Here is a 25,896-nt window from a genome sequence, read left to right on the forward strand (position 1 = left end):
CTCTGCTTTCGGGGGAATCGCTTTCACCAAATCTACCGGGTCGTGGCTGTGTTTCTCCCGCGCATCGCGGCCAGCGAACGTCCCAGCCAGGCGGCGCCCGCGAGCAGGGCGCCGGCGACCGGCAGCACCACGGCCCCCCATCCGTAGTCGGGGAACATCTGCGCGAGAAGCAGCCCGCCGACCGGCGGGAGCGCGAGGGTCAGGTAGCTCACGAGCGGCCTCTGCCGCACGAGCAGCCACGCTGCGAGGGTCACGGCGAGGAAGGGCGTCGCCTGGGCACCGTTCAGCAGGATGATCATGACGAGCACGCTCGCCCCGGATGCCAGGACGCGTCGCCAGCCGACCCCCGGCAGGATGCACCACCCCGCCACGTGCAGGAAGATCCCGATCGGCAGAACCCCGAGGGAGTACGTCGAAGTGAGCTGGATGAGCAGTCCGCCGGTGAACGCGAGGGTGAGCCCCCCGAGATACCGACCGCGGTAGGAGCCCCAGCGCGACGGGAGGAGCGAGGCCGGCTCGCGCCATCCGGACTGTGTCCAATCGGGCCCGGCCGGCGCAGGATCAGGCATACGAGGTGTAGATCTGGATGGCGGCGTAGACGATGAGGACGAGCCCGAGCGCTCCCATGCCGATGCCGACCCAGAACGGGGCGTCGTACTTCTTCGCCTCCTCCTCAGTACTCAGGTCGGGGCGGATCGCCGCGGGAATGGCCGCCAGCGCGGGTACGGCCCTGTGCATCGGGCGCCCGCAATAGATGCAGAACTTCCACGTCGACGCGAGCTCGCGGCCGCAACTGTCGCAGCGTTCCATAGGGAGCAGATTACCAACAGCGGGTATCGCGTAGCGTTGCACTGTGAAACTGCCTGCGGCGACCCGGCCTATCGTGATCGCACACCGCGGCGCGAGCGGGTACCGACCCGAGCACAGTCGTGCCGCCTACGACCTGGCGATCGACCTCGGGGTGGATGCCGTCGAGCCGGACATCGTCGCCACCGCCGACGGTGTGCTCGTACTGCGGCACGAGAACGAGATCTCCGGCACGACGGATGTCGCACATCGCCCCGAGTTCGCCGGGCGGCGGACCACGAAGGTCATCGACGGCCAGAAGCTCACCGGCTGGTTCACCGAGGACTTCACCTGGCTCGAACTGAAAAGCCTGCGGGTGCGCGAGCGCCTGCCGAAGCTCAGGAGCCGCTCCTTCGACGGTGAGGAAGGCATCCTGCGTCTCGGCGACCTCATCGACCTGCTCGACGAGCGCGGTGGCGTCGGCATGGTCGCCGAGATCAAGCACGCCGCGTACTTCGAGTCGATCGGACTGCCCCTCGATGAACTCGTCGCCGCAGAGCTGAGCAGCGCGGGCTGGGAGAACGACCCGCGGGTCACCGTCGAATGCTTCGAGACCCGGGTGCTCGGGCAGCTGCGGGATCGCGGGATCGCGGCGCAGTACGTCTTCCTCCTCGAGGCCGCCGGTGCGCCGGCCGACGAGGTCGCGGCGCACGGGCGAGCGGCGAAGCCTTACTCCGCCTATCTGACGGATGCCGGACTCGCCGGGATCGCGGCATCCGGGATCGACGGGATCAGCGTCGACAAGCGGCTGCTGCTCGCGGCGGATGCCTCTGGGCAGGTCACCGGGACCACCGACCTCGTCGAGCGGGCGCACGCCGCCGGGCTGCTCGTCTTCTGCTGGACGCTGCGCGCTGAGAACATCTTCCTGCCGAAGAACCTGCGGCGCGGGGGCGGGCCGCGCGAGTTCGGGGAGTGGCGCGACGAGTTCCAGCTCATCATGCGCAGCGGCCTCGACGGCGTCTTCGCGGATCAGCCGGATCTCGCGATCGAGGCGCGGGCCGGGCTCTAGCCCCTCCCCCCTTCCGGCCCACCTCGCGGCCGGTTGCGGCGGTGCGTGATGCGGGCGTGCCTCTGTCCCAAATGAAGGCATTGCCAAGGGGTCGCGCCACGCGAACGGGCGAGAAGTGGCTTTTGGCGTGGGAGTGCCTTCATTTGGGACAGGTACCAGACGGGGGCCGCGTTGTGGGCCAGTTGCTGGCGAGTCGAACTCAGAGGTGGTCGCCACGTGCGACCGAGGTGAGGATGGCGCGCTCAACTTCCGGCCAGCGGTAGATCACCTGGTTGTAACTGAATCGAAGAACGATGTAGTCGAGCGCGCACAACTCGGCATCACGACTGCGGTCCGCCTCGAAACGGACCGGGTCGATGTGGTAGGCAACACCGTCGACCTCGATGACGAGCCGGCGGCCCGCCAGGAAGTCGACCCGCTTCCCGTCGATCCACACCTGTCGCTGAAGGGGCAAGCGGTGTGGTGCGAGGCGCACCCAGGTGATGGATTCCGTACCGCTCTCACAGATTCCGTCCGCCAACTGAAGTAGACGAGCACGGGTGGGGATACCGTCGGCGATCAGCTGCCACTCATTGCGGGTGATGAGAGGGATGCTCCTCGTTTCGGACGGTCGTAACGCGGAATTGGCGATGGCGACCGCATAGTCGATGGGCTGGCAACGGGCTACCTCGGCGAGACAAGAAAGCGGGTCGAGCAGGAGTCTCGATCCCGCGCGGTGTTGGGCGTTCCAGTGCGTCGTCACCGCCAGTGAACCCCGCGGGAGTCGACGCCTCATGTTGTCGGGTGTGCGCAGCCGACAATCGTTATGGTCGAGCGACACGTGCAAGTGCTCGTCGGGCGGGCGCCACATTCCGTGCAGGGCCGCGCCGGAGATGCAACCGAGCCGCCCACCGACCCGGATGCCCTGCCGCAGAAGCGGGTGGACATCCGGTGTGCAATACCACCCCTGTCGAACCCGGATGACGATGCCATGATGTGCGGCCGCGGACAGCGCTCTCTTGTTGAAGCCGGCTGCGAGTAACTCGTAGGTGGCTGCGAGGCCGCCGTGGCTGTCGATCGTTTCAGTCAGGGAGAACATCCGGCAAGCGTGCCGCGTCGCGGAGGCCTGTGGTGGTGCGGAAGCCTCGCTCTGTGGATAGCCGGCGCTGTGCGGGTTGACAAACCCACACCCAAACCATAAATGGGTTTATGAGCAAGCAGGAGTTCTCAATCCCGAAGCTGGTAACCGACCTCAAGTCGGAAGCCGACGCTTACCTTTTGCTTGAACAACTCCGCTGGGGCGGCACCCCGGATGCATGCCCCAAATGCGGCACGGTTGGCCGCTGCTACTTCCTCAACCCCGCGAACGGTTCAACACGCAAAACCCGTACCGGTTCGGTTTCGGAGCGTCGTGTGTGGAAGTGCGGTGGATGCCGTAAGCAGTTCTCAGTCCTCACGGATACCATCTTCCACGGAACGAAGATCTCGATTCGTACTTGGTTGATGGTGATCCTCCAAGTGTGTTCGTCAAAGAACTCAGTGTCCGCGTGGGAGATTTCCCGCCAATACGGATTGACCCCCGAGAGTGCGTGGCACATGGTGCACCGCATCCGTGAAGCGATGAAGCGGGAGCCAGTCGCCGGACTCCTGCGGGGCGCTATTCAGGCGGACGAAACGTGGATTGGCGGGAACCCTGCTAATCGTCACCGCAACGACCCCCGCGAGCTGCCACGTAAAGCGGGCACCACGGACAAGCAGCCCGTGTTCGCTCTCGTGCACTACGAGACTCGCGAAGCACGCTCCACAGTTGTGAATGATGTGACCGCGAACACCTTGGGAGACAAGATCCGCGAATGGGCGGACATTGAGAACACGTATCTTCAGACAGACAAGCACACTGGGTACATCAAGATCGGCGCTGAGGCACCATCGCATGAGGTCGTTGATCACTCGATGGGCCAGTACAAATTGCTCGGTGGAGCGGGTACGAACCTGGTCGAAGGATTCTTCTCCGAGTTGAAGCGTTCCCTCGACGGCACCCACCGTCACGTTTCGATCGAGCACCTTGACCGGTATCTGGCCCAGTTCGACTTCATGTTCACGACCTGCAAACTGACTGACTCCCAGCGGATGCGGAAACTGATCGGAACCGTTGCTGGACGACGACTCACCTATATGCCACTTGTTGGAAACGCGTAGAAGAGCTATTAGTCCGGGTGAGAACCTGTTAAACTGTGGACCGGACGGGAATTGGACCCGCTAGGGAGAGTTCCAAATGCGCTCCTGGCAACCATGCCCCGGCCCAAAATTGAAGATTAGAGAGCGGTGGGCCGCTCGGGTTGACGCTCCAACGTCAACCCGAAACGACCCACCACCACTATGGCGGCGGCATACTTGTCACCTCCTTCCAGTTGTTCTCTTCGAGAGCCGACTCATCCGTCACGGGGGTCGGCTCTCGTGGTTCTATCGTACTGCACAACCGGGACAAGTCAGGCGACACACCGAGTTATTGCATTAACCTGTCCCAGAAATCGGGACAGCCCTGTAGACTCGTGACATGGAAAGTGACATGATCATCCGTGAACTCGAGGGCCGCGCGAATGAGCTTGAGTCGGAAGCGCAGCGATTGCGAGCAGCAGCCGAGGTTCTGCGTGGCCGATCTCCTATTTCTTCACCGACGAGGAAATCGTTAGTACCAGCAAGGCCAGGCACTCGCGGGGGCGGATCAATGGAATTGATTCTGACAACCCTTGACGAACTCGGGCCGTTGCAGAACACCGTGCTTACAAACGAGCTGTTGGGGCGCGGTTGGAAAACTTCTTCTGCATCGCCCAGTAACACCGTTCGGACAGCACTTGGCCGACTGATGGAGCGCGGTGAAGTGAGACGACTCAAGGACGGGCGCTTTGCCACAGCCTCATACTTCACGTCAAACGCGCAAGATGAGTGATAAAAGGGACAAGCCCGGAGTCAACCCCAAGGACTTCTTACGTGCGCTCTTGAATGTGAGTCGGGAGGATGCTGCCGAGGTCCGTGAGGTCGCGGACGTCAAGGCCAAACCAGACGCACAGCGCGAGAAAGGCGGAAGCCCCAACGCGGACGCTGGGGCTTCCTAAGAACCTGACGGGACTCGAACCCGTGACCTCCCGCTCCTAAAGCGGGCGCTCTAACCAACTGAGCTACAGGTAGTCGTAGCTGACTCTCCCAGTATCCAAGGGGACCGTCAAGCCCCAGGCTAGGGTTTGTCAACCCGCACAGCGCCGGATAGCCAGAGTCATCGTCCCAAGTGAAGGAGTAGACGAGTTCTACTCCCGCAATCACGGGGCACATTGCGAACTGATCGCCGGATTGCCTTCATTTGGGACAGTACCGGCGGCGCACGAGCGACGGGCGGGGTGCACGGGCGCGGCGCAGGGGGCGGGGGCGCAGGGGGAGGGGGTGCACGGGGCGAGGCGCAGGGAGCAGGGCGCGAGCGGGCGCGGCCGGCTCGTCGGCGCCCGCGCCTAGAATTGACGGGTCATGACGTTCATCCCCGAGCTGCCGGATCCCGCCCTCGAGTCGCGGCTGCTCGAGGGGCTCAACCCGCAGCAGCGCGAAGCCGTCGTCTATCGCGGAGAGGCGCTCCTCATCGTCGCCGGCGCCGGCTCAGGCAAGACGAGCGTGCTCACCCGCCGCATCGCGCACCTCATCGAGACGCGCGACGCCTGGCCGAGCCAGATCCTCGCGATCACCTTCACCAACAAGGCGGCCGCCGAGATGCGCGAGCGCGTCGAGACGCTCATCGGGCAGGCGGCGGAGGGCATGTGGATCTCGACGTTCCACTCGGCCTGCGTGCGCATCCTGCGCCGTGAGGCGGAGACCTTCGGCTACACGAAGAGCTTCACGATCTACGACTCCGCCGACTCCCGCGCCCTCATCAAGCGCATCATCAAGGACCTCGACGCCGACACCTTCGGCTTCACCGTGAGCAAGGTGGCCGGGCGCATCTCCAAGGCCAAGAACGAGTTGCAGGATGTCGAGAGCTACTCCCGCGACGCGAACTTCGCCGACCCCGCCGAGGCCGTCTTCGTGGAGATGTTCCGCCGGTACTCGAGTGAGCTTACGCGAGCGAACGCCTTCGACTTCGATGACCTCATCGCGCAGACCGTGTACCTCTTCCGAGCGTTCCCGAAGGTGGCGGCCCTCTATCAGCGGCGGTTCCGGCACGTCCTCGTCGACGAGTACCAGGACACCAACCACGCGCAGTACTCGCTCATCCGGGAGCTCACTCGCCTGCCGAAGCCCGAGCACCTCAAGGGCGCCGTCGGCTTCGACGGCATGCCGCTGAAGGAATACGATACGCCGCTCGGTCCCGCATCGCTCACCGTCGTGGGCGACTCGGACCAGTCGATCTACGCGTTCCGCGGGGCGGACATCCGGAACATCGTCGAGTTCGAGCGGGACTTCCCGAACTCGAAAGTCATCCTGCTCGAGCAGAACTATCGGTCGACGCAGAACATCCTGAGCGCGGCGAACTCGGTCATCGCCAACAACTTCGATCGCAAGGACAAGAAGCTCTTCACGACGATCGGCGACGGTGAGAAGATCGTCGGCTTCACCGGCTACAGCCAACATGACGAGGCGCAGTTCATCGCCGACGAGGTCGCCGAGCTGCGCGAGTCCGGCATCGACTACCGCGAGATGGCCGTCTTCTACCGCACGAACGCCCAGACGCGTGCGCTCGAGGACGTCTTCATCCGCTCCGCACTGCCGTACCGGGTGATCGGCGGAACCAAGTTCTACGAGCGCGCCGAGATCAAGGATGCGATGGCCTACCTCATCGCCGTCGCGAACCCCGCCGACCCGCTCGCGCTGCGTCGCATCATGAACGTGCCGAAGCGCGGGATCGGGCCGGCCACGGAGGCGGCACTGCAGAACCACGCGGACAAGGACGGCCGCTCCCTCCGCGAAGCGCTACGTGAAGCCGGGCGGCTCGGGCTCGGCCCCAAGGTCACGGCGGCGATCGAGGGGCTCGCGACGATCCTGGACGAGGTGGGGACGACGGTGGATACGGCCGCGCCCGCCGACATCCTCGCCGCCCTGCTCGAGCGCACCGGTTTCCTCGAGGTGCTGCGGGCGAGCCGCGACCCGCAGGACGAGGCGCGCGCCGAGAACGTCGAAGAGCTCCTCGCGGTCACGCGTGAGTTCCGTAGGAACAACCCGACCGGCACCCTGCTCGACTTCCTGACCGAGGTCTCGCTCGTAGCGGCCGCGGATGAGCTCGACGACTCGAGCGGAACCGTCTCGCTCATGACCCTCCACACGGCGAAGGGGCTCGAGTTCGAGGCCGTCTTCCTCACCGGCGTGGAGGAAGGGCTTCTGCCCCACCAGATGTCGGCCGGGGAGCCGGGCGGTCCGGCCGAGGAGCGCAGGCTCTTCTACGTCGGCATCACCAGGGCACGTCGGCGGCTCTACCTCTCGCTCGCGATGACGCGCGCCCAGTTCGGCGACGTCACGGTGGCGATGCCCAGCCGATACCTGCAGGAGATCCCGACCGAGCTCATCGACTGGCGGCAGTCGCCCGGCATGGCGAACTCGCGCGGAGGCACGGAGCCGCGGGCGCTCAACGCCCGGCGGGGAGGATTCGGGGCCGAGCGGTCGATCGCCGGCCACTCCCTCGGCGGACCAGGCGGATACGCGATCGAGTCGGGTGGTCCTGGCGCGACGGCGAGGGCGCGCGCGGCCGCCCGGGCGGCAGAGCGGCCCAAGACCGAATGGACGAGCCGCGTGACGAGCACGGTGCGCGACAACGGCGACCTGACCCTCGCGGTCGGCGACCGCATCCGGCACGTCGACTTCGGGGAGGGCAAGGTGACGGCGGTCACCGGTGTCGGGCCCAAATCGGTGGCGGAGGTGCAGTTCGACACGGCCGGGCGCAAGCGCCTCCTCATTAAAATCAGCCCAATAGAGAAGCTCGCATGACCCTCTCGACGGTGCGGCTCGGCACGGCGGATGGCGAACTCGCGAAGGCGCTCGCCGCCATCCGAGCCGAACTCGGGGTGAGCGAGGGGTTCCCTCCCGAGGTCGAGGCGGAGGCGCGGGAGGCCGTGGCATCCGCCGCCCATCCGGAAGACCACAGCGCCGAGTCGGCGGCCTACGAAGACCTTCTCGATGTGCCGTTCTTCACGATCGACCCCGCCGAGTCGATGGACCTCGACCAGGCGATGCACCTCGAGCGGGACGGCACCGGCTACCGTGTCCGCTACGCGATCGCCGATGTCCCCGCATTCGTGAAGCCCGGTGGCGCCGTCGACGCGGAAGCCCGCCGGCGTGGCCAGACGCTCTACCCGCCCGACGGGCGCATCCCGCTGCATCCGCTCGTCATCAGTGAGGAGGCGGCCTCGCTGCTGCCCGGGGTGGAGCGGGGCGCCTACGTATGGACCTTCGAGCTCGACGCGGATGCCCGGCTCGTCTCGACGCGCCTCACCCGGGCACGGGTGCGCAGCGAACGGCGGTTCTCCTACGACGAGGTGCAGGAGCTCGTCGACGACGGCTCGGCCCCAGAGAACCTCGCCCTGCTCAGGGAGGTCGGCCTTGCGCGCATCCTGATCGAACAGGAGCGCGGCGGCGCGAGCCTCGGCCGGCCGGACCAGGAGATCCGGGAGCATGACGGGCGGTACGAGCTCGTCCGCCGTCGCCCGCTCGAGGCGGAGGGCTGGAACGCGCAGATCTCCCTCCTCACCGGGATGGCCGCCGCGCAACTCATGCTCGACGGTGGTGTCGGCATCCTGCGCACCATGCCACCGCCGAGCGACGATTCGATCGTCTGGTTCCGCCGCCGCGCAACAGCGCTCGGGACCGCATGGGAGGAGGGCGTCGGCTACGGCGCCTACCTGCGGATGCTCGACCCTGCGGATCCGCGACAGCTCGCCATCCTGCATGCGGCCGCCTCGCTGTTCCGGGGCGCAGGGTATACGGCGTTCGACGGGGCACCGCCCGAGCATCCGGTGCAGTCGGCGGTCGCCGCCCCCTACGCCCACGCGACCGCTCCGCTGCGTCGCCTCGTGGACCGCTTCGTCCTCGTCGTCTGCGAGGCACTCGCCAACGGGCGTGAGGTGCCGGAGTGGGCCCGTGCCGCCCTGCCGGACCTGCCGGCGATCATGGCCTCCTCCGATGGGCTGGCCGGTCGTCTCGACTACGCGGCGACCAGCGCCGTCGAGGCCGCCGTGCTGCATCCCCGGGTCGGCGAGAGGTTCGCTGCGACCGTCATCAGCACCAGGAACGGCGGCGGAGAGCTCCAACTCGAGGACCCGGCCGTGACCGCTCCGGGGGAGGGCAGACTCGTCGCCGGCGAGCGGGTCGCGGCGACGCTTGTCACCGCCGACATCGCGACCGGCACGGTGCTGTTCCGCGTCGGAGAGTGAGCAGACGCGTCGCCTGAACACCCCGACCGCACCTGTTCCAGGACAGGCATCCGGTAAGGATCGACGCCTCTCGGACCCGGTCCGAATGCCTCTGGCCGAGCCCGCCCGCGAGGAGCGGTAGAGTTCTCTGTGGCAAAAGTATCTTGCCATCGAGCTATCTCGGCATCGAGATATCAGCCCCTCACACGTCACGGCACCCCGCGGATTGGACAGACAGCGTGGATCTTTTCGAGTATCAGGCCAGGGATCTCTTCGAATCCTACGGAGTGCCTGTGCTGGCCGGCATCATCGCGGACACCCCCGAGGAGGCGAAGGCGGCGGCCGAGAAACTCGGTGGAACCGTCGTCGTCAAAGCCCAGGTGAAGGTCGGTGGGCGCGGCAAGGCGGGCGGCGTGAAGGTCGTCCACAACCCGGATGACGCCGCAGCCGCCGCTGAACAGATCCTCGGCCTCGACATCAAGGGCCACATCGTTCGCCGGGTCATGGTCGCGGCCGGTGCGCGCATCGAGCGCGAGTTCTACTTCTCCGTGCTGCTCGACCGGGCCAACCGCTCCTACCTCTCTCTCTGCAGCGTCGAGGGCGGTATGGAGATCGAGGTGCTCGCCGTCGAGCGCCCGGATGCCCTCGCCCGCGTCGAGGTCGACCCGGCGATCGGGATCGACGAGGCCAAGGCGGCCGAGATCGCCCGCGCGGGGCACTTCCCCGAAGAGCTCATCGCCAAGGTCGCCCCCGTCATCGTCAAGCTCTACGAGGTCTACACCGGCGAGGATGCGACCCTCGTCGAGGTCAACCCGCTCGTGCTCACGGCCGACGGCGACATCCTCGCCCTCGACGGCAAGGTCACGCTCGACGAGAACGCCGCCTTCCGCCACCCGAACCACGCCGAGCTCGAGGATGCGGCATCCACCGATCCGCTCGAGGCCAAGGCGAAGGCCGCTGACCTCAACTACGTGAAGCTCGATGGCGAGGTCGGAGTGATCGGGAACGGCGCCGGGCTCGTCATGAGCACGCTGGATGTCGTCGCCTACGCCGGTGAGAAGTACGGCGGCGTGAAGCCGGCCAACTTCCTCGACATCGGCGGCGGAGCGAGCGCCGAGGTCATGGCCGCCGGCCTCGACGTCATCCTCGGCGACGCGCAGGTCAAGAGCGTGTTCGTGAACGTCTTCGGCGGCATCACCGCGTGCGATGCTGTCGCCAACGGCATCGTCGGTGCGCTCGCGAAACTCGGGGACAGCGCGAACAAGCCGCTCGTCGTACGGCTCGACGGCAACAAGGTAGAGGAGGGGCGGCGCATCCTGAACGACGCAGCGCATCCCCTCGTCACGCTCGCCGACACCATGGACATCGGCGCCGATACGGCTGCCGAACTGGCTTCGAAATAAGGATCGGGACATGTCAATCTTCCTCAACAAGGACTCGAAGGTCATCGTCCAGGGCATCACTGGCGGCGAGGGCACCAAGCACACCGCGCTCATGCTGGGGGCCGGAACGCAGGTCGTCGGCGGCGTGAACGCCCGCAAGGCCGGGACGACGGTCACACACGGTGCGGCCGAGCTGCCCGTCTTCGGCACCGTCGTGGAAGCCATGGAGAAGACCGGGGCGGATGTCTCGATCATCTTCGTTCCGCCGGCGCACGCCAAGGACGCCATGATCGAGGCGATCGATGCGGGCATCCCGCTGCTCGTCGTCATCACCGAGGGCATCCCGGTGCAGGACTCGGCGGAGGCCTGGGCGCACGCCAAGGCGAAGGGCGGCGCGACGCGCATCATCGGACCGAACTGCCCCGGCATCATCACGCCCGACGAGGCGCTCGTCGGCATCACCCCGGCGAACATCACGCACAAGGGGCCGATCGGGCTGGTCTCCAAGTCGGGGACGCTCACCTACCAGATGATGTACGAACTGCGGGACCTCGGCTTCTCGACCGCGATCGGCATCGGCGGCGACCCCATCATCGGGACGACCCACATCGACGCGCTCGCCGCGTTCGAGGCCGACCCGGAGACGAAGGCGATCGTCATGATCGGGGAGATCGGCGGCGACGCGGAGGAGCGCGCAGCTGACTTCATCAAGGCCAACGTCACGAAGCCGGTCGTCGGCTACGTCGCGGGATTCACGGCGCCGGAGGGCAAGACCATGGGCCACGCCGGCGCGATCGTCTCGGGTTCCGCCGGCACCGCGCAGGCGAAGAAGGAAGCGCTCGAGGCTGCGGGTGTCAAGGTCGGCAAGACGCCGTCCGAGGCCGCCGAGCTCATGCGCGGCATCCTCGCTGCCCTTTAGCCTGCCGCCCTTCGGCAAGAAGGGTCCCACAATGCCCTTCCGGTCACCGGTGAAGGGCAGTTCGGGGCCCTTTAGTGGTGCTGCTGTCAGTTGCTGAGCCCTCGCAGCAGGGAGTGGCGCGAGAGTGAGCAGCGGATGCGGCGGTAGGCTCCGACGCGTATGAACCGTCCGCTCACCGCCCTGTTCGCCGCCCTCGAGGCTCTCCTCGTCGTCGGTATCGGTATCGGCATCCCGCTCGTTCCGCTCACGTTCCTGTGGGCCTTCCAGTACGGGCTGCAACTCGACTGGACGGTGTTCTGGCGCGCCTCCGCAGACATCTGGATCCTCGGCCACGGCGGCGACGTTCTTCTGACCCTCGACCCGGTGACCGTGCTCCTCGTCGGGTTCGAGGGCGCAGGCAAGCCCTTCGTGGTCTCGATCGCCGCCCTCGGCTTCGCCCTGCTCACGGTGCTGCTGGCGATGCGCGCCGGCCGTCGCATCGCCGAGACACCGTTCGTCAGGTTCGGGACGGCCGTCGCCCTCGTCACGTTCGGGCTTCTCGCCCTCGGCATCGTGCTGAGCTCCCTGCACCGCTTCGCCCGCCCGTCCCTCTGGCAGGGGGCGCTCTTCCCCACGCTCGTGTTCGCGATCGGACTTTTCGTCGGCGTCGCCGTGACCCGGCACCGGCTCGAACGGATGCCCGCGATGGGAGGGGCGACGGGGAGGCAGGGGGGAGCTGCGACGCGGCCCGGCCGCATCCGAAGCCTGTGGCTCGACCAGCCGGTGGTGCAGCGCACGGTGCTCGCGCAGGGGCTGCGGGGAGGGGCCGCTGCGGTGACCGCCCTCGTCGCGGCGTCCGGCATCCTGCTCACGCTCATGATCGTGGTCAATTACGGGCAGGTCGTCGCGCTCTACGAGGGCATCCACGCTGGGGTGCTCGGCGGCATCGCGATCACACTGGGTCAGCTCGCGTTCCTGCCGAATCTCGTCATCTGGACCGCCTCCTGGCTCGTCGGCCCCGGCTTCGCTATCGGCACGGGGTCGTCGGTGGGTCCGCTCGGCACGAGCCTCGGCCCGCTGCCGGCGGTGCCGGTGTTCGGGGCGCTCCCCGCGGGCGATCTCGCGTTCGGTTTCCTGGGGCTGCTCGTCCCGGTCGTCGCGGGTTTCCTCGCCGGAGTCGCCGTACGGCCGGCGGTGTTGCGCGGCATCCGCAACAACCCGCCTGGCGCGTCGCCCCTCGGGTCGCTCGTCGTGACCGGCATCGCGATCGGAGTCGTCGGCGGAGTCCTGCTGGGCCTCCTCGCCTGGGTCTCCGGTGGCGCGGCAGGCCCCGGGCGTCTCGCCGACGTCGGTCCGGATGCCCTGCTCGTCGGCCTGTTCGCCGCACTCGAATTCGGCGTACCCGCGATCATCGGGCTCCTGGCCGGTCGCCCACCGCGCAGCAGGTAGGCCGCCCGCCCGTCAGCAAATAGGCTGGGGGCATGCTCTCCCTCGTCGTCCTGATCTCCGGGGGCGGGTCCAACCTGAGGTCGTTGCTCGACGCCTCGGATGACGCCGAGTTCCCCGCACGTGTCGTCGCGATCGGCGCCGACCGCGACGCGGACGGGTTCGCCCACGCCGAAGCATTCGGCATCCCGACCTTCTCGGTCGCCTGGTCCAGCTATCCCGACCGCGACAGTTGGGGTGATGCCCTGCTCGAGCAGATCGAGGAGTGGCAACCGGATCTCGTCATCCTGAGCGGCTTCATGCGCCTCCTGCCGGAGCGCGTCGTCTCGGCGCTGAGTCCGCGCCTGCTCAACACTCATCCGGCCTATCTCCCCGAGTTCCCCGGTGCGCACGCGGTGCGGGACGCGCTCGCCGCGGGTGCGGGAGAGACGGGTGCCAGCATCATCGTCGTCGACAACGGGGTCGACAGCGGGCCGGTCATCGCCCAGGAGCGGGTGGCGATCCTGCCCCACGACACCGAGGACACCCTGCACGACCGCATCAAGATCGTCGAACGGCGCCTGCTCGTGCAGGCCGTGCTCGACATCGCCAACGGAGACATCGACCTCGAGGAGTTCGCATGAGCGCCACCACCCCGCCCGGCCACCAGGCCGACTCCGCGAGCCCGGCCGCGCGCGACGTCATCCCGATCCGCCGCGCGCTCGTGTCGGTGAGCGACAAGACCGGGCTGCTCGACCTCGCAGCAGCGCTCGCCGCCGCCGGGGTGGAGATCGTCTCGACGGGGTCGACGGCGAAGCAGATCGCGGCGGCCGGGCATCCGGTCACCGAGGTGAGCACGGTCACCGGGTTCCCGGAGTCGCTCGACGGCCGGGTCAAGACCTTGCACCCTGCCGTGCATGCCGGCATCCTCGCCGACCTGCGCCTCGCGACGCATGAGGCAGAGCTCGCGGCGCTGGAGATCGCGCCCTTCGAGCTCGTCGTCGTGAACCTCTACCCCTTCGTCGAGACGGTCGCGAGCGGCGCGGCCCCGGATGCCGTGATCGAGCAGATCGACATCGGCGGCCCGGCGATGGTGCGCTCGGCCGCCAAGAACCACGCGAACGTGGCGATCGCCGTGTCGCCGGAGAGCTACCCGCAGCTGAAGAAGGCGCTCACCCTCGGCGGGACGACGCTCGCCCAGCGGCAGCGCCTGGCCGGTGAAGCGTTCGCGCACACCGCCGCCTACGACACCGCCGTCGCCGAGTACTTCGCCGCCAACGTCGGCCTGCGTGCGGATCGCGCCGCCGTGCCTTCGTCCTCGTCCCAAATGAAGGCAACTCCGCAACCCTCTGCCGGTAAGTCGGGGGTACTGAGTGCCGCCAATGCGGAAATGCCTTCATTTGGGACAGGGCCAGAGACAGCAGAGGTTGGCGGGGTGCTGGCGCTCGAGTACCGCGATCCGACGCCACTGCGGTATGGCGAGAACTCGCACCAGGCCGCGACGCTCTACCGTGCAGCAGACGGCCGCGGCATCGCGCAGGCCGAGCAACTGCACGGCAAGGAGATGTCGTACAACAACTATGTGGACGCGGATGCCGCCCTGCGCGCCGCCTACGACTTCGCCGAGCCCGCCGTGGCGATCATCAAACACGCGAACCCCTGCGGTATCGCGGTCGGCCCTGACATCGCCACCGCGCATCGCCGTGCCCACGAGTGCGACCCGGTCTCCGCCTACGGAGGGGTCATCGCCGCCAACCGCACGATCGATCTCGCCGCGGCCGAGTCGATCAAGGACATTTTCACCGAAGTCATCGTCGCCCCCGGCTTCACGCCGGAGGCGCTCGCGGTGCTCGAGGCGAAGAAGAACCTGCGCCTGCTGAAACTGCCGACCGACTATGCGCGGGAAGGCCTCGAGCTCCGGCAGCTCTCCGGCGGCATGCTCGCCCAGGTGCCCGACACCCACTTCGCCGCCTTCGATGACTGGACTCTCGTCTCGGGCGCCCAGGCGGACGCCGCCACACGCGCCGACCTCGAGTTCGCCTGGCGGGCCGTGCGCGCCGTGAAGTCGAACGCGATCCTGCTCGCGCATGCCGGGGCATCCGTCGGCGTCGGCATGGGCCAGGTCAACCGGGTCGACTCCTGCCGGCTCGCGGTCGACCGCGCCGGGGCGAGGGCTCGGGGCAGCGTCGCGGCATCCGACGCCTTCTTCCCGTTCGCCGACGGACTGCAACTGCTGCTGGATGCCGGGGTCACCGCCGTCGTGCAGCCGGGCGGCTCGGTGCGGGACACGGAGGTCGTCGACGCCGCGAAAGACGCCGGAGTCACCATGTATTTCAGCGGCGAACGGCACTTCTTCCACTGAGCCGGTAGGGCCGAGCCGGCAAGACCGGTTCACCAGGCGGTGCCGCTATCCAATAGTCTCGCAGCATGACATCTTCCACCGGTTCTCCCGCCATGATCCGCCGGATTGCCGGGGCGATCGGTGCCGCATTCGTCTCTGCCCTCGTGGCCCACCTCGCGACCGTTCTCGTGTTCTTCACGGCGAGTGGGGCGGATGCGACCTCGTTCAGCCAACTGGGCGACTACTTCCTCCCCTCCGCCCTCCTGCTGTTCCTGCTGATCGCGGTCGTCGCCGGGTTCGACGGGCTCCGCCGCTGGTACGCCGCGATCCCTCTCAGCATCCTCGCAGCGGTGCTGGCCGGGCTCTTCGGCAGTCTCATCACGGTCATCAACGGCGGTTCGACGCTGGATGGAGCGGCGATCGCCTTCGTGTTCGGCACGCTCGTCGGCCCCAAACTCGTCTTCGTGATCGCGGCGGTCGTCGCCACGGCCACCGTCGGTCGCCGGCTGTGGAGTCTCGTGACCGGCTCGAAGCTCGACGTCCCCCCTGCGCGCGACCGCCGCATCGCCCTCGTGCGGCTGCCCGCCGCGAACCTTGCGGAGGGCCAGGTCACGCACATCGCGCGTTCGGTCGTCGACGCCGAGAAGGCGGACGAGCAGTGGGACAACTATGTGGCGGCCCTCATCGAGCACGGCTGGGACACCATCGAGGTCCCGGTCGCAGCCGAGGCACCCGACTCGGTGTTCGTCGAGGACACCGTGGTCATCTTCGGCGACACGGCGGTCATCACGAGTCCGGGCCATGAGACCCGGCGCGGCGAGACGGCCGGCGTCGAGGACACCGTGCGCGAGTTGGGCCTGCGCATCGCCCGCATCGACCTGCCCGGCACCCTCGACGGGGGCGACGTGCTCAAGGTCGGCAGGACCGTCTACGTGGGGCGGGGAGGGCGTACGAATGCCGACGGCATCCGGCAGCTGCGGGCGATAGTCGCACCGCTCGGCTACACGGTGATCGCTGTGCCGGTCACGAAGGTGCTGCACCTGAAGAGCGGCGTGACCGCGCTGCCCGACGGAACCGTCATCGGCTACCCGCCGCTCGTCGACAACCCTGAGCTGTTCGACAGGTTCCTCGGCGTTCCGGAGGAGACCGGGGTGGCTGTCGTCGTGCTCGACGACGACACGGTGCTCATGGCGGAGTCCGCGCCGAAGAGCGCCGCGCTCATCAGCGACCTGGGCTACACGGTCGTGACGGTGGATATCAGCGAGTTCGAGAAGCTCGAAGGCTGCGTGACCTGCCTGTCCGTTCGCATCCGTTAGGACGCATCCGCCGGCCGGTGTCGGAGAGACCCGAGCCCGGTCGGCCGGTCAGCTGCCGGTGGGTGCCGCCTGCTCCGGCCGGTTGGCGCGCCAGGTGCGGAGCCCGGCGACGATCGATGCGGCGATGACGATACCGGCGACCACATAGGCGACGCTCTTCACGCCGGGAATGGATGCCGTATAGAAGCCGATGAGCGAGAGGCCGACTCCCCAGGCCAGGGCGCCGACGATGTTGCTGCTCAGGAACTTGTAGTAGTTCATCCGTCCGACGCCGGCGATGACCGGAATGAACACGCGCCCCCAGGGCACGAAGCGGGCGACCACGATCGACCACCATCCGTAACGCTCGTAGAAGGTCTCCGCGACCCGGATGGCTTTGCGGGTGCGTCGCCCGCCGTGACGGTCCAGGTAGCCGCGTCCGTAGTGGCGACCGAGGAGGAATCCGACCTGATCCCCGAGGAAGGCGGCGATGCCGACGCCGATGGCCAGGACGACGATGTTCAGGCTTGCGGAGGAGGCGGTGATGAGTCCCGCTGCGAACAGCAGGGAGTCGCCGGTGATGAAGGGGATGAACAGCCCGAGGAACACGGCGGTGCCGGCGAAGACGAGCGCCCAGACGATGACGTAGAAGAGGATGGGACCGAGGTGGACGAGGAGGTCGTTCATCTCGTCGCCGAGCGTCGCTGTGCGCAGCATGGTCAACGTGCCCGCTCGAGCAGGGCAGGGGCAGAGTGCACGGGAATCCATCCTGACGGTTGGTAAGGCGATCCTAACTTCAATCGTTCGATCCCGCCACCGCCCAGCACCGACCCCGGCTACCCGGTCGGCGGACTTTCCCGGCGGGTCAGACTTCGACGGCGAGCTCGTGCACCTCGTCCGCCGGATGCCCGGCCCTCTCGTGGATGCGCCTGACCGCCTCCTTGGACGGTCCCGTCGACAGGCAGAACACCTTGCCCGACTCCGGATCGAGCCAGGCCTTCTCGAAGTGCACTCCCTCCTCCGCCTCGATCGCCAGGTCGGCTGCGTGCGCCTCGGAGAGCTGCTCCGCGGTGACGCCCAAGAATCCATCGTGTACATCCATGAACCGGGCCATTGCCAGCTCCTTTCGTTTGGTGACTCCAGCGTGCGGCACCGCGGCACGGTGCGCATCGGTCATCCGACCGATGAAGCCGAACCCGACCAAGCCGAACCCGACCAAGCCGAACCCGACCAAGCCGAACCCGACCAAGCCGAACCCGACCAAGCCGAACCGGATGATCCGCCGTCGCAGGAATACCCCGCCCCTAGAATGACGGCATGCTCCCGCAGGACCCTCCGTCGAGGCGGCTCACGAGGCTCTGCCCGATCCTGATCGGGAGGGATGACCTGCTCTCGCTCGCGATGCGGCGGTGGAGCAGTGCCGAGGAGGGCTCCGGCCAGCTGTTGCTGCTTGCCGGGGAGGCGGGCGCCGGCAAGTCCCGACTGCTCGCCGAGTTCGAGGAGCGAGTCGGCGGCCGTGCCCGCGTGTTCTCCACCACGGCCTTCCCCCGCGACGCGGAGTCGGCGGGCGGGGTGTTCCTCGACCTGGTCGCTGCGCTGCGCCGGGCCGGTGCCACTGGGTTCGCTGCGCGACTGCGGAAGGCGCTCCACGAGATCGGGGACTCCAAGCCTGCGTCACGCCGGACGCTCGTCGCCGAACTCTGCGAGGTTCTCGTCGACCTGGTCGAGGGCGGTGCACCGGTACTCCTGATAATCGAGGACCTTCACTGGGTGGACGAGTTGAGCCTGGAGGTGCTCGGACGACTCGCGGTCGCTGCGCGCTCGACATCCCTGCTGCTCGTGGGGAGCTACCGCAGCGATGAGTTGTATCCCCGATCCCCCCTCCGGCTGTGGCGATCGCGACTCGTCGGCCAACGACTCGCGGAGGAGGTGCGCCTGCAGCGCCTGGATGCGGCCGACACGGCCGAGATGGCGGCAGCGATCACCGGCCGCCTGCCGTCGTCGACGTTCATCGACGCGTTATTCGATCGTAGCGATGGCATCCCGTTGCATATCGAAGAGCTCATCACCGGGGGGACCGCGGCCGGCGTTCCCGACACCGTCGCCGAGGCCATGCTCGCGAGGCTCGAGGCGCTGACCCCCCAAACCCGGTCGACGGTCACCGCGGCGGCTGTGATCGGTCGGTCCTTCGACATCGATCTCCTGGCGGCGGTCACCTCCGAGTCGCCCGATGCAGTGGATGCCGCGCTGCTCGAGCTGGCGGAGCGCCAACTCGTCCTCCCGAGGGCGGACGGCGTGAGCTTCGACTTCCGTCACGCGCTTATCCGGGATGCCATCTACGAGTCGATCCCGCCGAACCGGCGTCGCGCCCTGCACGCTGCGGTCGCCGCAGCGGCTTTGGCCGCCGGGTTCCGGGACTCGTTCCTCTCCGATCAGTTCGAGCGCGCGGGACAGAAGGGCGACGCGTATAGATCCGCTTGTGCGGCAGCGGTCGCCGCCGTGCACCTGTCGGCGCATCGCGAGGCGACCGAGCTGTATCGACGGGCGCAGCGCGTGATGCCCACCGGCATCCCGCTCCGGGAGCGTGCGGAGCTGCATGCAGCGGTCGCGGCCGAACTCGCGGCGACCGACGACAACGAGGGCGCGGAGGGGGAGTACGCGCTTGCGGTCGACCTGTATCGTCGGCTGGGCGATGAGGTGGAGGCGGCCGGCCTGGTTCCGGGACTCATGGCGGTACGGCATCTGTTCGGGGCGGACCTCGATGCGCGGGTCGCTCTCGCCCGGGACGCCCTGTCGAGGCTCAGCCGCCTCGCCGGCGGAGGCCCGGATCTCATCCGCGCCCGGCTGCTCGCCGCACTGGCGGCCGCCTACATGCTCGACCGCCGCCTGGACGAGTCGATCGATCTCGCCAGGCAGGCCGCACGTGTCGTCCCGGAATCGGCGATCGAGGAACGGGTGAACATCGACGCGACCCTCGGCTCCGTCCTGGTGTTCGCCGGCCAGCCGGCCGATGGCTGGAAGACGCTGGAGCGATCCATCGTCGTCGGCGAGGAGGCCAGGGCGGAGGCGGAGACGGCGCGGGCCTACCGGATGATCGGATCGAGCACCTCGGTGCTCGTCGAGTACGACCGCGGCGAGGCGTGGCTGCCGAAGGGCCTCTCCTATACCGCTCGTACCGAGCGTTGGAACGACCACCACTATCTCGCGGCGCACCTCGCGCACCTGCACTGGGCGACCGGTGACTGGACAGCCGCAGAGCTCGGTGCGCAGCAGGCACTGGCCGACGGGCGGGGCGGTATCACGACCCGGGTCACGGCGCTCCACGTCCTGGGCTATCTCGCGCTCGGCCGCGACCAGGCCGAGCGCGCGAGAACGTACCTCGAGGAGGCCAGGGAGATCGGCGAGCGGATGCGTGAGCTGCAGCGCCTCTCGCCCGCCCTCTGGGGTCTGGCGGAGCTCGCCATGCTCGAGGGGAACCCGGGGTCCGCCGTCGAGTTGTGCGAACTCGGTTATGACGGCTCCGCCGAGGTGTCCGACGCCGCCTACCTGTTCCCCTTCCTTCTGACGGGCGTGCGGGCTCTACTCGAACTTCGGGATCGAAAGGGGGCGGGGGAGTGGGTGCTGCGGTGCGGCGAACTGTTGCGGCTGCGCGGCATCCCGGGCACCCTGCCCGCCCTCGATCATGCGGATGGACTGCTCGAACTCGCCACCGGCAGTACAGGATCGGCACGGGTACTGCTGGAGAGCGCCGACGCCGGCTGGCGTCGCCATCGGCGGTTCTGGGAAGGCACCTGGGTTCTTGCCGACCTCGCACGGTGCGCGAAGCGATCGCGTCGTCCGGCGGATGCGGTCTCCCTCGTGGCACGGCTGCGTGCGGCCACCGATGCAGCGGGGGCGCGGGCGCTCGATCGAATCGTGGATGATGTCGGAACCGCTCCGTCGGGGCCTCCCGCGGGGCCCCTGACCGCCCGGGAGCTCGACGTCGCCGTGCTCGTGGCCTCGGGATCGACCAACCGCGAGATCGCGACGGCCCTGGACATTGCGCCGAAGACAGCGGCGGCGCACATTGAGCACATCCTCGCCAAGCTCGGGGCGGCCCGCAGATCCGAGATCGCTGCGTGGGCGGCGCGGGAGTTGCATCCGGGGAACCAGAGGCATAGCCTGTAAGGCTGCGCTGACGGACGGGACGAGGGCGCGTCCCGCCGTCGGCACTGCAGGCCCGCGTCGGCCTCCATCTTTTCTCGACTTTGTCGAGCCTGAACCACTCCAAGGAACACTGTTGTCTTCTGACGTCGAAACCAAGCGGCTCGGCACGTTCGCATCCATCATGCGCGTGTACCCGTATGCGAAACCCGCGATGCGCCGCATCTACCTCGGGATGGGCGCCGCCATGCTCGCCGCCCTCGTCGCGCTCGCCATCCCCCAGGTGCTGCGGTCGCTCATCGACGGCCCGCTCAAGGACGGCGACGCGAACGAGATCTGGTGGCCGGTCGGCATCGTGCTCTTCCTGGGCATCGTCGAGGCCATCATGATCTGGTTCCGCCGCTGGTTCGTGCTGCAGCCGGGCACCCACATCGAAGCGCGGATGCGCAACAGCCTCTACCACCAGCTGCAGGACCTGCCGGTGAACTTCCACGACCGCTGGCCGAGCGGCCAGCTGCTCTCGCGCGCCATCAGCGACCTCAACCTCATCCGCCGCTGGTTCTCGTTCGGACTCGTCCTGTTCGTCGTCAACACGATCACGATCCTCGTCGGCTTCGTCGTGCTCGTGAGCATCAACTGGATGCTCGGCGTGCTCTTCATGGTCTGTTCGATTCCGCTGTGGATCTACGGCTACCTGTTCGAGAACAAGTACTCGGTCGTCGCCCGCCGGAGCCAGGACCAGGCCGGGGACCTCGCGACGACCGTCGAGGAGTCGGTGCACGGCATCCGGGTGCTCAAGGCGTTCGGGCGCGGCAAGTACGCCCTGCGCAACTTCGAGGCGCAGGCCGAGCTCCTGCGGGGCACCGAGATCCAGAAGGCGAAGGCGATCGCCGGGATCTGGTTGTGGCTCCTGCTCGTGCCGGATGTCACCTTCGCGCTGTGCCTCGCGGGCGGCGTCTGGCTGGCGGGGCTCGGCCAGCTCACCGTCGGCGCGCTCGTCGCGTTCTTCGCCACGGCGACCGTTCTGCGCTTCCCGGTCGAATCGATCGGTTTCCTGCTCTCGATGACCTTCGACACGCGCACCGCGGCCGACCGGTTCTTCGAGGTGCTCGACGAGGAGAACACGATCGTCGACCCGGCGAACCCGAAGACGATCGCGAACCCCGAGGGACGCCTCGTCTTCCATGACGCCCACTTCCGCTACGTGGACTCCCCGGAGCGCTTCCCCGACCTGCTGAACGGCGTCGACCTCGAGCTCGAGCCGGGCGAGACCATGGCGCTCGTCGGGCTCACCGGCAGTGGCAAGTCCACGGTCACCGCGCTCACCACGCGGATGTACGACGTGACCGGCGGATCCATCACGCTCGACGGGGTCGACATCCGTGACCTCTCGCGTGAGGACCTGCGCAGCCACATCGCCATGGCGTTCGAGGATGCGACGCTGTTCTCGGCATCCGTGCGGGAGAACGTGCTGCTCGGCCGGCCGGACGCCTCGGAGGAGGAACTCGCCGAGGCTCTCGACATCGCCCAGGCCGACTTCGTCTACGAGCTTCCGGATGGGCTGGAGACGAAGGTCGGCGAGGAGGGCATGAGCCTCTCCGGCGGGCAGCGACAGCGCCTCGCGCTCGCGCGCGCGGTCGCGGCGAAGCCGGACGTTCTCGTGCTCGACGACCCGCTCTCCGCGCTCGACGTGGACACCGAGGCGCTCGTGGAGGCCGCTCTCCGACGGGTGCTCGCATCCACGACCGCCTTGATCGTGGCGCACCGGCCGTCGACGGTCATGCTCGCCGACCGGGTCGCGCTGCTCCAGGACGGGCGGATCACCGCCGTCGGCCGGCACTCCGACCTGCTCGCCTCGAGCGAGCACTACCGGTTCGTCATCTCGAGCCTCGAGGACGATGGGGAGCCGCCCCGGCGCGCATCCTCACCGCCGACGACCCCCGTTCCCATCGTCAGGAGCGGCGTGGGCCGCATGAGCACCGAGGTCGGATCATGAGTGTCACCGGGGTAGAGGGCGAAGAGCGCCAGGACTACACGAAGGCGGAGAGTCGGCAGATCCGCGTCCGCTCGCTGCGGCTGCTCGGCTCGCTCGTGAGGCCGCTGCGGGCGCGCATCACGCTGACCATCATCGTGGTCGTGGTGAGCACGGCCGCGCAGGTCGCCGGCCCCGCGTTCATCGCGTTCGGCATCGACAACGGCCTGCCGGCCATGCTCGAGCAGGACTGGATGCCGCTCGGGCTCGCCGTCGGCGCCTACCTGTTCACGGGCATCATCGGCGCGGTGCTCATCGCCTGGTACACCGTGCTGACCGCACGGATCAGCCAGGCCATCCTCATCGAGCTGCGCAAGCGGGTCTTCCTGCACACGCAGCGGCTGAGCCTCGAGTTCCACGAGAACTACACGTCGGGGCGCATCATCGCGCGCCAGACGAGCGACCTCGACGCGATCCGGGAGCTGCTCGACTCCGGCATCAGCCAGCTGGTGCAGGGCGGCCTGTACATGGCATTCATCGCGATCGCGCTGTTCTCGCTCGACTGGGTGAGCGGGCTCGTCCTGTTCGGTGCGCTCGTGCCGCTGTGGTTCCTCACTCGTTGGTTCCAGCGGAACTCGCAGAAGGTGTTCCGGGAGACGCGCACGACATCCGCCCGCGTCATCGTGCATTTCGTCGAGACCATGACGGGTATCCGCGCTGTGAAGGCGTTCCGCAAGGAGAAGCGCAACGAGAAGGAGTTCGGATCGCTCGTCGAGGACTACCGGTATGCGAACGAGCGCGCCATCAACCTGTTCGGGATCTACGATCCTGCGCTCGTGCTCATCGGCAACGTGACGCTCGCGGTCGTGCTCTTCGTCGGCGGCCTGCGGGTCGCGGGGGGCGGGCTCGCCATCGGCGTGCTGCTCGCGACGCTGCTCTACACCCGATCCTTCTTCGCTCCGGCGCAGGAGATCGCCATGTTCTACAACTCGTACCAGTCGGCGGCGGCTGCGCTCGAGAAGATCTCGGGCGTCCTGGAGGAGCGGCCGAGCGTCCCCGACCCGACCGGCCCGATCGACCTGTGGAAGGCGAAGGGTGCCGTGCGGTTCGACGATGTCGAGTTCGCCTACAAGGAGGATCGGGTGGTGCTGCCGAGCTTCGATCTCGACATCCCCGCCGGGCAGACGATCGCGCTCGTCGGCTCGACCGGGGCGGGCAAGTCGACGCTCGCAAAGCTCATCTCGCGCTTCTACGACCCGAGTTCGGGTGCGGTGACCCTCGACGGGGTGGACCTGCGACGGCTGCATCCGAAGGACCTGCGCCGGGCGATCGTGATGGTCACGCAGGAGGCCTACCTGTTCTCCGGAACCGTCGCCGACAACGTTGCGCTCGGCAAGCCGGAGGCCACCCGCGACGAGATCGTCGCGGCGGCGAAGGCTGTCGGCGCACACGAGTTCATCGAGGGCCTGCCGAACGGCTACGACACGGATGTGAACAAGCGCGGCGGGCGGGTCTCCGCCGGCCAGCGGCAGCTCATCTCGTTCGCGCGCGCGTTCATCGCGGACCCCGTCGTGCTCATCCTGGACGAGGCCACCGCATCCCTCGACATCCCGAGCGAGCGGCTCGTGCAGGAGGGCCTGCAGACCCTGCTCGCCGACCGCACGGCCGTCATCATCGCGCACCGTCTCTCGACGGTCGCGATCGCCGACCGGGTGCTCGTCATGGAGCACGGCCGCATCGTCGAGGACGGCACGCCGGCCGACCTCATCGCGGGCACCGGCAAGTTCTCGCAGATGCACGCCGCCTGGCGCGACTCCCTCGTCTGATTCCCGCGAGGGGTCCCAGATGGCCCTTCGCAGCGCCCGGGAAGGAAATTATGCGACCCTTCGCGGCCCGTGATGGGCGTATCGCAGGCTGAATCGGAGTAGGTCACCTTCTTTCGCATCCGCCCTCCAGGACGAATACGATTCTGCGCGTGGTGACGATTCATGAAGAGCCGGATTGCGGAAACGCCCCGCGGAAGGAAATCTTGCGAGACCTTGTGGTGGCCATCGCCGAGCGGGACGGAGAATCCATCGCCCCGCTTCTCGCCGACGACGTTGCCTGGACGTTCGTCGGAGAGCAGCACTTGACTGGTCGTGACACGGTACTGAAATGGGTCGACGATCTTCCACCCGTTGAGGAGGTGGCATTCGGGACATTCCTCACTCACGGACGCGGAGCAGGCGTCGATGGTGTACTCGATCTGGTCGACGGAGCCAGATTGGCGTTCTGTCACGGGCTGCGCTTCGCCGGCGCAGCCAGGACCACGAAGATCGTCAGCGTGAACAGCTACCTCATCAGGACTACGGCCGATGGCGGGCTAGGCGCAGGTTGATCCGGTAGCCGGATGCCGTGGGCACGAGCGGCGTTCCCTCGGCTTCGTAGTGGAGCAGGGCTTCATCGTCGTGGCAGAGCGGCGGCTGCCCGCTCGCGCGGATCACGCGCCACCAGGGAACGTCGCTGCCGTAGTGGGCCATGACCTGGCCGACGCCGCGCGGCGCGCGCGAGCCGATGGCCGCGGCGATATCGCCGTAGGCCATGACCTTGCCCGGCGGGATCGACTCGACGACCGCGAGCACGCGGCTCACGAAATCCTCTCCCTGCGGCATTTAGAGCGCCAGTACCCCGAACTTCTCGCCGTACTGCGTCTCCCGCTCGACCGCGAAGCCCATGTTCGTGAAGAAGGCCTCCGGCCCGTCGTCGCCGGGCTCCCACAGCGCGGAGAGTCTCGTGAACCCGCGGAGGCGGGCCTCCTCGGCGAGAGCGAGCACGGCGAACGTGCCGACACCCTGCCCCTGCTGGTTCGCGGCGACGTGGACGCGCCAGACGCAACTGCGGAACTCCTCCTCCGCGGCATCCTCGTCGAAATTGCCCCGGATGAACCCGACTACGACGTCATCCTTGAGCACGACGCGCGGCCAACTCGTCGTCGCATCGAGGTAGGCATCGGCGATCGCGTAGGTCGGCGGGATCACGAATTGTTCCTGCCCGCGCCGTAGTGTGAGCTTGTTCGCGGCGAGCGCGTTGCTCCCGGACAACTCTTCCAGTCTCAGGTTGGCCATGATGACAGGCTAACCACACGAAGCGACGCAAACCTAGAGATATCTCGATGTCGAGATACTTACGCGGTGCCTGTAAGCTGGTTCTCGGCCGAAATGGGCCCAGCGCGAAGCACCCAAGGA

General features: G+C 67.7%; 23 protein-coding genes and 1 tRNA gene. 16 read left to right on the forward strand and 8 right to left on the reverse strand.

What is annotated here, in order from left to right; all coding sequences use genetic code 11:
* Nucleotides 1–32: 32 nt before the first annotated feature.
* Both ABD678_RS03325 and ABD678_RS03330 read right to left on the reverse strand, forming a co-directional pair.
* Nucleotides 33–569, reverse strand: coding sequence for a hypothetical protein (locus ABD678_RS03325; protein ID WP_344753691.1), 537 nt, complete (start codon nt 567–569; stop codon nt 33–35).
* Entirely contained in the window at nt 562–810 is a 249-nt protein-coding gene (locus ABD678_RS03330; RefSeq protein WP_344753693.1) for a zinc ribbon domain-containing protein, read from the reverse strand. The genes ABD678_RS03325 and ABD678_RS03330 overlap by 8 nt, the downstream gene beginning before the upstream one ends.
* A gap of 43 nt (nt 811–853) precedes the next feature.
* On the opposite strand from ABD678_RS03330, the gene ABD678_RS03335 reads away from it, so the two are divergent.
* Entirely contained in the window at nt 854–1,855 is a 1,002-nt protein-coding gene (locus ABD678_RS03335) for a glycerophosphodiester phosphodiesterase family protein (protein ID WP_344753695.1), read from the forward strand.
* A 199-nt stretch (nt 1,856–2,054) separates the two neighbouring features.
* Here ABD678_RS03335 and ABD678_RS03340 read toward each other — a convergent pair whose 3' ends face one another.
* Nucleotides 2,055–2,933 (reverse strand): endonuclease domain-containing protein, encoded by an 879-nt coding sequence (locus ABD678_RS03340; RefSeq protein ID WP_344753697.1) that lies wholly within the window; start codon nt 2,931–2,933, stop codon nt 2,055–2,057.
* Nucleotides 2,934–3,043: 110 nt separating this feature from the next.
* Between ABD678_RS03340 and ABD678_RS03345 the strand changes: the two genes are divergently transcribed.
* Both ABD678_RS03345 and ABD678_RS03350 read left to right on the forward strand, forming a co-directional pair.
* Nucleotides 3,044–4,033 (forward strand): IS1595 family transposase, encoded by a 990-nt coding sequence (locus ABD678_RS03345; protein ID WP_344753699.1) that lies wholly within the window; start codon nt 3,044–3,046, stop codon nt 4,031–4,033.
* 358 nt (nt 4,034–4,391) lie between these two features.
* Nucleotides 4,392–4,784 carry a hypothetical protein gene (locus ABD678_RS03350; protein WP_344753701.1) on the forward strand — a complete coding sequence of 131 codons (393 nt, stop codon included), beginning with the start codon at nt 4,392–4,394 and terminating at the stop codon, nt 4,782–4,784.
* A gap of 165 nt (nt 4,785–4,949) precedes the next feature.
* Here ABD678_RS03350 and ABD678_RS03355 read toward each other — a convergent pair.
* Nucleotides 4,950–5,021 (reverse strand) — tRNA-Leu (locus tag ABD678_RS03355).
* A gap of 332 nt (nt 5,022–5,353) precedes the next feature.
* Between ABD678_RS03355 and ABD678_RS03360 the strand changes: the two genes are divergently transcribed.
* From ABD678_RS03360 to ddaH, 8 genes are all read left to right on the forward strand, one after another.
* The gene (locus tag ABD678_RS03360; protein WP_344753703.1) at nt 5,354–7,795 is read left to right on the forward strand and encodes an ATP-dependent helicase; all 2,442 of its coding nucleotides are present in this window, start codon (nt 5,354–5,356) and stop codon (nt 7,793–7,795) included.
* Nucleotides 7,792–9,237 (forward strand): RNB domain-containing ribonuclease, encoded by a 1,446-nt coding sequence (locus ABD678_RS03365; RefSeq protein ID WP_344753705.1) that lies wholly within the window; start codon nt 7,792–7,794, stop codon nt 9,235–9,237. Before ABD678_RS03360 ends, ABD678_RS03365 begins: the two co-directional genes overlap by 4 nt.
* Nucleotides 9,238–9,455: 218 nt before the next feature.
* The gene (gene sucC / locus ABD678_RS03370; protein ID WP_344753707.1) at nt 9,456–10,619 is read left to right on the forward strand and encodes an ADP-forming succinate--CoA ligase subunit beta; all 1,164 of its coding nucleotides are present in this window, start codon (nt 9,456–9,458) and stop codon (nt 10,617–10,619) included.
* Nucleotides 10,620–10,629: 10 nt separating this feature from the next.
* Entirely contained in the window at nt 10,630–11,517 is an 888-nt protein-coding gene (gene sucD / locus ABD678_RS03375; RefSeq protein ID WP_344753709.1) for a succinate--CoA ligase subunit alpha, read from the forward strand.
* Between the two features lie 159 nt (nt 11,518–11,676).
* Complete coding sequence (locus ABD678_RS03380; protein ID WP_344753711.1) at nt 11,677–12,945, forward strand: cell division protein PerM; 1,269 nt, start codon at nt 11,677–11,679, stop codon at nt 12,943–12,945.
* Nucleotides 12,946–12,977: 32 nt separating this feature from the next.
* A complete protein-coding gene (purN, locus tag ABD678_RS03385; RefSeq protein ID WP_344753713.1) occupies nt 12,978–13,565 on the forward strand; it encodes a phosphoribosylglycinamide formyltransferase in 588 nt (195 codons plus the stop codon).
* A complete protein-coding gene (gene purH / locus ABD678_RS03390; protein ID WP_344753715.1) occupies nt 13,562–15,283 on the forward strand; it encodes a bifunctional phosphoribosylaminoimidazolecarboxamide formyltransferase/IMP cyclohydrolase in 1,722 nt (573 codons plus the stop codon). The genes purN and purH overlap by 4 nt, the downstream gene beginning before the upstream one ends.
* 65 nt (nt 15,284–15,348) lie before the next feature.
* On the forward strand, nt 15,349–16,578 hold the full coding sequence (ddaH, locus tag ABD678_RS03395; protein WP_344753717.1) for a dimethylargininase: 1,230 nt from the start codon (nt 15,349–15,351) through the stop codon (nt 16,576–16,578).
* 48 nt (nt 16,579–16,626) lie between these two features.
* Here the strand turns inward: ddaH and ABD678_RS03400 are convergent, their stop codons facing one another.
* On the reverse strand, nt 16,627–17,274 hold the full coding sequence (locus tag ABD678_RS03400; RefSeq protein WP_344753719.1) for a DedA family protein: 648 nt from the start codon (nt 17,272–17,274) through the stop codon (nt 16,627–16,629).
* 148 nt (nt 17,275–17,422) lie between these two features.
* On the reverse strand, nt 17,423–17,671 hold the full coding sequence (locus ABD678_RS03405; protein ID WP_344753721.1) for an SCO4226 family nickel-binding protein: 249 nt from the start codon (nt 17,669–17,671) through the stop codon (nt 17,423–17,425).
* A 70-nt stretch (nt 17,672–17,741) separates the two neighbouring features.
* Between ABD678_RS03405 and ABD678_RS03410 the strand changes: the two genes are divergently transcribed.
* From ABD678_RS03410 to ABD678_RS03430, 5 genes are all read left to right on the forward strand, one after another.
* Nucleotides 17,742–17,870 carry a hypothetical protein gene (locus ABD678_RS03410; RefSeq protein WP_344753723.1) on the forward strand — a complete coding sequence of 43 codons (129 nt, stop codon included), beginning with the start codon at nt 17,742–17,744 and terminating at the stop codon, nt 17,868–17,870.
* A 4-nt stretch (nt 17,871–17,874) separates the two neighbouring features.
* Complete coding sequence (locus ABD678_RS03415; protein WP_344753725.1) at nt 17,875–20,724, forward strand: ATP-binding protein; 2,850 nt, start codon at nt 17,875–17,877, stop codon at nt 20,722–20,724.
* 160 nt (nt 20,725–20,884) lie between these two features.
* A complete protein-coding gene (locus tag ABD678_RS03420; RefSeq protein WP_344754352.1) occupies nt 20,885–22,696 on the forward strand; it encodes an ABC transporter ATP-binding protein in 1,812 nt (603 codons plus the stop codon).
* Complete coding sequence (locus ABD678_RS03425; RefSeq protein ID WP_344753727.1) at nt 22,693–24,498, forward strand: ABC transporter ATP-binding protein; 1,806 nt, start codon at nt 22,693–22,695, stop codon at nt 24,496–24,498. Before ABD678_RS03420 ends, ABD678_RS03425 begins: the two co-directional genes overlap by 4 nt.
* A gap of 149 nt (nt 24,499–24,647) precedes the next feature.
* A complete protein-coding gene (locus tag ABD678_RS03430; RefSeq protein ID WP_344753729.1) occupies nt 24,648–25,049 on the forward strand; it encodes a nuclear transport factor 2-like protein in 402 nt (133 codons plus the stop codon).
* Here ABD678_RS03430 and ABD678_RS03435 read toward each other — a convergent pair.
* Together ABD678_RS03435 and ABD678_RS03440 are read right to left on the reverse strand one after the other, a co-directional pair.
* Complete coding sequence (locus ABD678_RS03435) at nt 25,018–25,323, reverse strand: MGMT family protein (protein ID WP_344753731.1); 306 nt, start codon at nt 25,321–25,323, stop codon at nt 25,018–25,020. The genes ABD678_RS03430 and ABD678_RS03435 overlap by 32 nt on opposite strands.
* Nucleotides 25,324–25,776 carry a GNAT family N-acetyltransferase gene (locus ABD678_RS03440; RefSeq protein WP_104095499.1) on the reverse strand — a complete coding sequence of 151 codons (453 nt, stop codon included), beginning with the start codon at nt 25,774–25,776 and terminating at the stop codon, nt 25,324–25,326.
* Nucleotides 25,777–25,896 lie beyond the last annotated feature (120 nt).

The sequence above is a fragment of the Leifsonella bigeumensis genome (assembly GCF_039537265.1).
GTDB lineage: Bacteria > Actinomycetota > Actinomycetes > Actinomycetales > Microbacteriaceae > Terrimesophilobacter > Terrimesophilobacter bigeumensis.

Excerpts from the sequence above, each read along its gene's own strand:
- ddaH (WP_344753717.1), top strand. The coding sequence starts at position 15,349 with ATGACATCTTCCACCGGTTCTCCCGCCATGATCCGCCGGATTGCCGGG.
- purN (WP_344753713.1), top strand. The coding sequence starts at position 12,978 with ATGCTCTCCCTCGTCGTCCTGATCTCCGGGGGCGGGTCCAACCTGAGG.
- purH (WP_344753715.1), top strand. The coding sequence starts at position 13,562 with ATGAGCGCCACCACCCCGCCCGGCCACCAGGCCGACTCCGCGAGCCCG.
- ABD678_RS03345 (WP_344753699.1), top strand. The coding sequence starts at position 3,044 with ATGAGCAAGCAGGAGTTCTCAATCCCGAAGCTGGTAACCGACCTCAAG.
- sucD (WP_344753709.1), top strand. The coding sequence starts at position 10,630 with ATGTCAATCTTCCTCAACAAGGACTCGAAGGTCATCGTCCAGGGCATC.
- ABD678_RS03350 (WP_344753701.1), top strand. The coding sequence starts at position 4,392 with ATGGAAAGTGACATGATCATCCGTGAACTCGAGGGCCGCGCGAATGAG.
- ABD678_RS03435 (WP_344753731.1), bottom strand. The coding sequence starts at position 25,323 with ATGCCGCAGGGAGAGGATTTCGTGAGCCGCGTGCTCGCGGTCGTCGAG.
- ABD678_RS03360 (WP_344753703.1), top strand. The coding sequence starts at position 5,354 with ATGACGTTCATCCCCGAGCTGCCGGATCCCGCCCTCGAGTCGCGGCTG.
- ABD678_RS03420 (WP_344754352.1), top strand. The coding sequence starts at position 20,885 with ATGCGCGTGTACCCGTATGCGAAACCCGCGATGCGCCGCATCTACCTC.
- ABD678_RS03340 (WP_344753697.1), bottom strand. The coding sequence starts at position 2,933 with ATGTTCTCCCTGACTGAAACGATCGACAGCCACGGCGGCCTCGCAGCC.
- ABD678_RS03415 (WP_344753725.1), top strand. The coding sequence starts at position 17,875 with ATGCTCCCGCAGGACCCTCCGTCGAGGCGGCTCACGAGGCTCTGCCCG.
- ABD678_RS03410 (WP_344753723.1), top strand. The coding sequence starts at position 17,742 with ATGAAGCCGAACCCGACCAAGCCGAACCCGACCAAGCCGAACCCGACC.
- ABD678_RS03405 (WP_344753721.1), bottom strand. The coding sequence starts at position 17,671 with ATGGCCCGGTTCATGGATGTACACGATGGATTCTTGGGCGTCACCGCG.
- ABD678_RS03330 (WP_344753693.1), bottom strand. The coding sequence starts at position 810 with ATGGAACGCTGCGACAGTTGCGGCCGCGAGCTCGCGTCGACGTGGAAG.
- ABD678_RS03425 (WP_344753727.1), top strand. The coding sequence starts at position 22,693 with ATGAGTGTCACCGGGGTAGAGGGCGAAGAGCGCCAGGACTACACGAAG.
- ABD678_RS03325 (WP_344753691.1), bottom strand. The coding sequence starts at position 569 with ATGCCTGATCCTGCGCCGGCCGGGCCCGATTGGACACAGTCCGGATGG.
- ABD678_RS03400 (WP_344753719.1), bottom strand. The coding sequence starts at position 17,274 with ATGCTGCGCACAGCGACGCTCGGCGACGAGATGAACGACCTCCTCGTC.
- ABD678_RS03440 (WP_104095499.1), bottom strand. The coding sequence starts at position 25,776 with ATGGCCAACCTGAGACTGGAAGAGTTGTCCGGGAGCAACGCGCTCGCC.
- ABD678_RS03380 (WP_344753711.1), top strand. The coding sequence starts at position 11,677 with ATGAACCGTCCGCTCACCGCCCTGTTCGCCGCCCTCGAGGCTCTCCTC.
- ABD678_RS03365 (WP_344753705.1), top strand. The coding sequence starts at position 7,792 with ATGACCCTCTCGACGGTGCGGCTCGGCACGGCGGATGGCGAACTCGCG.